6 protein-coding genes are annotated in these 4,298 nt (G+C 65.1%); 4 read left to right on the plus strand and 2 right to left on the minus strand.

The features are described 5' to 3' along the window. The first annotated feature begins 344 nt into the window (after nt 1-344). Nucleotides 345-1,019 (plus strand): TrkA family potassium uptake protein, encoded by a 675-nt coding sequence (locus RCI06_RS14230; protein WP_101548120.1) that lies wholly within the window; start codon nt 345-347, stop codon nt 1,017-1,019. A gap of 70 nt (nt 1,020-1,089) precedes the next feature. Here the strand turns inward: RCI06_RS14230 and RCI06_RS14235 are convergent, their stop codons facing one another. After that, a complete protein-coding gene (locus RCI06_RS14235) occupies nt 1,090-1,581 on the minus strand; it encodes a metallophosphoesterase (protein WP_101548118.1) in 492 nt (163 codons plus the stop codon). 207 nt (nt 1,582-1,788) lie between these two features. Here RCI06_RS14235 and RCI06_RS14240 point away from each other — a divergent pair, with 207 nt between their 5' ends. From RCI06_RS14240 to RCI06_RS14250, 3 genes are all read left to right on the plus strand, one after another. Continuing rightward, complete coding sequence (locus tag RCI06_RS14240) at nt 1,789-2,043, plus strand: hypothetical protein (RefSeq protein ID WP_101548116.1); 255 nt, start codon at nt 1,789-1,791, stop codon at nt 2,041-2,043. Between the two features lie 72 nt (nt 2,044-2,115). Next, a complete protein-coding gene (locus RCI06_RS14245; RefSeq protein ID WP_306576425.1) occupies nt 2,116-2,883 on the plus strand; it encodes a hypothetical protein in 768 nt (255 codons plus the stop codon). Beyond that, nucleotides 2,880-3,329: a hypothetical protein gene (locus RCI06_RS14250; RefSeq protein ID WP_276873096.1), complete on the plus strand. Its 450-nt coding sequence runs from the start codon at nt 2,880-2,882 to the stop codon at nt 3,327-3,329. The genes RCI06_RS14245 and RCI06_RS14250 overlap by 4 nt, the downstream gene beginning before the upstream one ends. 45 nt (nt 3,330-3,374) lie before the next feature. On the opposite strand, the gene rsmI is transcribed toward RCI06_RS14250, so the two are convergent. Continuing rightward, nucleotides 3,375-4,202: a 16S rRNA (cytidine(1402)-2'-O)-methyltransferase gene (rsmI, locus tag RCI06_RS14255; RefSeq protein WP_101548109.1), complete on the minus strand. Its 828-nt coding sequence runs from the start codon at nt 4,200-4,202 to the stop codon at nt 3,375-3,377. Nucleotides 4,203-4,298: the final 96 nt, after the last annotated feature.

The raw sequence follows: 4,298 nt of genomic DNA on the forward strand, positions 1-4,298 counted from the left end.
TTGGTTCCTTTTCGTCCGTCCGAAAAGGAACCCGTGCCGCGCGGCGGAACGCGCTCGTGATTCTTGCCGCCGAAGGCGGCTCCGCTTAGGGTTCCGGCCCGCAGGGCCGGGTCGCATGGCGACTCCCTACGGGGAATCCAAAGGGGTCGCGAAGCGACAGCCCGAATGGGGACACCATTTGTCCCGAAGGGACAAGTGGCGCCTGTGGCCCTCTTTGAATGCGCGTCGCCGCTCTGCGGCGCTCGCCGCAGGTGAGGAGCGCATCTAAAGCCTCGCCGGGCGCAGCGCGGCAAATCCAAAACCGCCCGCCGGGCGGAAAATCATCTAGGAAAGGTGCATGGAAGATGCGAATCGTTGTTGTGGGCGGCGGCAAGGTGGGCTACTACCTGACCAAGACGCTGCTGGAGCATGGGCACGAGCCCCATCTGGTTGAAACGGACCGGGAGGCGTGCACCCGCATTGCGGACGAACTGGACGTGCCGGTCATCTGCGGGGACGGGAGCATGATCGACGTGCTGGAAAGCGCGGGCGCCAAGGGCGCGGACGCGCTGATCGCCGTGACCGGGCAGGACCAGGACAATCTGGTCTCCTGCCAGCTGGCCAAAAAGGTGTTCCAGGTGGAACGCACCGTGGCGCGCATCAACAATCCCAAAAACGCGGCGGTCATGAAGCAGCTTGGCGTGGACATCCCCATCTCCTCGACCGACAACATCGCCCGCCTGCTCGAGCGGGAGGTGGATACCGCCGCCATCAAGCAGCTCATGCCGCTCGCGCGCGGCGAGGCGTCCCTCTCGGAATTGCAGATCCCGCCCAAGTACCGCCTCAACGGCATCACGCTGTCCGAGCTGCGGCTGCCGGAGGAATCGGTCATCGTGTCCGTCTCCCGCGATGGGCGGCTCATCATCCCGCGCGGCAACACGCAGATCTTTTCCGGGGACAAAATCCTGGTGGTCTGCGCCAACTCCGCGGTGCGGGAGCTTTCCCGCAAGATGGGCATCGAGACGGAGGACAAAAAATAGCTGTTCGGCCCGCTGAACGGCGTCATAAAATGGAACAGGAGCCCCCGGCCGCTGCCGGGGGCTCCTGTTTTTATTTGCGCCGGTTGTCCAGCTCGTTGATGAAGCACACGATGTCGGTTTCCGTGACGTCGACCACCCCATAGGTGCTTTTGCCGTCGCGCGGCAGGCCGAGACTGCCGGGATTGAGCAGGTGCATCCCCCTCTGGTAGCCCACAAAGGGCACGTGGGTGTGCCCGAAGAGCACAACGTTCGCCTCGATATCCGCGGCGGCGGCGACCAGGTCGTCAAGGCCGTATTTGACGCTGTACATGTGGCCGTGGGTATAAAAGATTTTCGCGGGTCCGCAGGAAAAGCAGCCCGCCAGCGTGGCGCTTGTCCCAAAATCGCAGTTGCCCCGCACGCTGAGCCATTTGCAATCGGGATAGAGCGCGATCGCCTGTTCCAGCTCCTGCGCGCCGTCGCCGAGGTGGATGAAGATATCGGCGGAAGCGCGGTGCATCTCGACCAGCCTGCGCAGGGAATGAAAATCGCGATGGGTGTCGGACGTTACGATCAATCGCATGGGAACCGGCCCATCCTTTCCAAGACGGCGCGTACGCGCCGGAATACCGGTCTTTTCCGGAGAAAAACCGGCCTTCGGAAAAACGCGCGCAAACGAAAAAATTCGGTGGTTGCATGCGCTTTGCCGCGGGCCGGGTGTCACACTTTTCTGAATATCTGCTATTAATATAACATATAAATGAACGAAAGAAAACAGGCGGTGAACCGATTGGCAAACAATTTCAACATTTCTCCCGACCAGATGGATTCCCTGCTTGCCCTGGCGGGCAAAAAGATGGGCAAGGACCCGGAAAAGCTCCGCGAGCAGATGCAGAGCGGTCAGATGGACGGCATCCTCGGCGGGCTCAGCCCCGCGCAAAGGGCCCAGATCCAGGGATTTATGAATAATCCGGCGGCGGTCCAGCAGTTCCTGGGAAACCCCAAGGTCCAACAGCTGCTGCGCGGCCTGATGGGCAGGCAGTAAAAGGCATTCCGTCGTTCACAGGCCCGCGCGCCGCGCGGGCCTGTGAACGCCATACGCGAAGAGGGGGATTGCATGGATGACCTGAATTCGATGCTCACTTCGATATTGGGCGACCCGGGCAAAATGGAACAGCTCCGGCAGGTCGCCCAGTCGATCGGGCTCTCCCCCGGCGGCGCCGCGGCGCCCTCCGGGCAGCCGGACGGCGGAAGCGCCGCGCCGGGCGGCTTCGACCCCTCCGCGATCGCTTCCCTCCTGCAAAACCTCCAGGGGTCCGGGAACGCGGGGAACGCTCCGCCCGCCGGCGGAGGCGCGGGCGGAGCCGGGAACGGCCCCAGCCCCGCCGCGATCGCCTCCCTGCTCCAGGGACTCCAGGGGGGCGGCAATGCCGGAGGCGGCGCCCCGCCCGCCGGCGGAAACGCGGGCGGCGGCTTCGACCCGTCCGCGTTCGCCTCCCTCCTGCAAAACCTTCAGGGGGGCGGAAACGCGGGCGCCGCGCCCTCCGCGGGAGGCGGCACCGGCGGCGGCTTCGACCCCGCGGCGCTCTCCTCCATCCTGGGTATGCTGGGGGGCGGCGGCCAGAACGCGGGCGGCGCCGCGGGAGGCGGGATGCCCGACCTCGGCTCGATCGGCAAGCTTGCGGGCGTGCTCGGCACCATGAACCAGCCGGATAAAAACATCGATCTTCTGCAGGCGCTCAAACCACATTTTTCGCCCGAACGGGCGGGCAAAATCGACGGGGCGGTCCGGCTGATGCGGCTGATGCACGCCTGGCCGGCCGTGCGCGACAGCGGGCTGCTCGGCAGCCTCGGAAATCTCTTTTCAGGCGGTGGTAAACGATGATGCGATGGAACAGCACCAAAACCTATACCGAAGAGGACATGATCCGCATGCAGCAGGAGGCGATCAACCGCGTCCATGAATTTCAGGCGCGCAGCCAGGCCGCCACGCAGCAGTTCATCGACGTGCCTCCATCGGCCATGCAGCCGGTAACCGAGGAGCCGGAGCCGATTCTGTTCGACCCGACGCCCGAAATCTCCTTCTCGCAGGGGCAGGCAATGGGCGGGCCCGCGCAGGTCACGGAGGGCGGGGTCATCGAGGCGGAATCGCATGTGGTTCCCCAGCAGCCCGCCCAGCAAACGCAGCAGCCGACCGACCCGATCAGCGGGCTGATCGACAAGCTCGGCATCGACACCGAGACGCTGCTCATCCTCGGGCTGCTCTTCCTGCTCTACAACGAAAAGGCGGATAACGCCCTGCTCATGGCGCTCGCCTACCTGCTCCTCTAGGCTTTCTGTTCTTTGCAGCGCTCCAAAAGCCCCTACATAGCCGCGTCACTCCTTCAGCGCGGCCTTATAGAGCTCTCCTTTCTTATAGCCCGTACGCCGGGCGGCCTCCTTCGCGGCCTCCGACAGGGAGGCCCCCTGCGCGGCCAGCCCGAGCGTCAGCTCCACAGCCTCCCGGAAATCGGGAGGCTCTGTTTTTTTGGGCGGCGCGCCCTCGACGATGAGGACGAACTCCCCGCGCGGCGGATTCTCGGCGTAGTGGGCCGCCGCGCCGGCCAGGGTGGTGCGCCGCACCTCCTCGTGCACCTTCGTCAGTTCCCGCGCCAGCGCGATCCGCCGGTCGCCGAACGCCTCGAGCATGTCGGCGAGCGTCGAAACGAGCTTGTGGGGCGCCTCGTAGAAGATGAGGGTGCGCGGGTCCTCCCGCACCGCCTCCAGATGCTCCATGCGGCTGGTGCGCTTGACGCTGAGAAAGCCCTCAAAGGAGAACCGCGCCGTCGGAAGCCCCGACACCGCCAGCGCGGACACCGCCGCGCTCGGCCCCGGCACCACGACCGTCTCGACGCCGTTTTCCGCGCACAGCCGCACGAGGTCCTCGCCCGGGTCGGAGATGCAGGGCATGCCCGCGTCGGTCACGACCGCGCAGTCCTCCCCCGCTAAAATCCGCGCGAGGATCTCCTGCCCCCGCTCGCGGATGTTGTGCTCATAGTAGCTGACCAGCGGCTTTTTGATCTCAAAGCGGTTGAGCAGCTTCAGCGTCACCCGCGTGTCCTCCGCCGCGATAAACGAGCAGTTTTGGAGCGTCTCGAGCGCGCGCGGGGAAAAGTCCCCCAGATTGCCGATCGGCGTGCCCACGACATAGAGCTTCCCGCTCATCTTCCGCCCTCCTTTTTGTTTTCTTTCTTCCGGTAGACGCGCAGCATCTCGGGGGAAAAGCCCCCCTCCCCCTCGACGATGAGGGGCGGCTCCACC

The sequence above is a fragment of the Anaerotruncus massiliensis (ex Togo et al. 2026) genome (assembly GCF_030825285.1).
In the GTDB taxonomy this organism is placed as follows: domain Bacteria; phylum Bacillota; class Clostridia; order Oscillospirales; family Ruminococcaceae; genus Anaerotruncus; species Anaerotruncus massiliensis.

What these genes read in the sequence shown, in the direction of transcription:
- RCI06_RS14235 (WP_101548118.1), bottom strand. Translation starts at nt 1,581, where the DNA reads ATGCGATTGATCGTAACGTCCGACACCCATCGCGATTTTCATTCCCTG.
- RCI06_RS14245 (WP_306576425.1), top strand. Translation starts at nt 2,116, where the DNA reads ATGGATGACCTGAATTCGATGCTCACTTCGATATTGGGCGACCCGGGC.
- rsmI (WP_101548109.1), bottom strand. Translation starts at nt 4,202, where the DNA reads ATGAGCGGGAAGCTCTATGTCGTGGGCACGCCGATCGGCAATCTGGGG.
- RCI06_RS14250 (WP_276873096.1), top strand. Translation starts at nt 2,880, where the DNA reads ATGATGCGATGGAACAGCACCAAAACCTATACCGAAGAGGACATGATC.
- RCI06_RS14230 (WP_101548120.1), top strand. Translation starts at nt 345, where the DNA reads ATGCGAATCGTTGTTGTGGGCGGCGGCAAGGTGGGCTACTACCTGACC.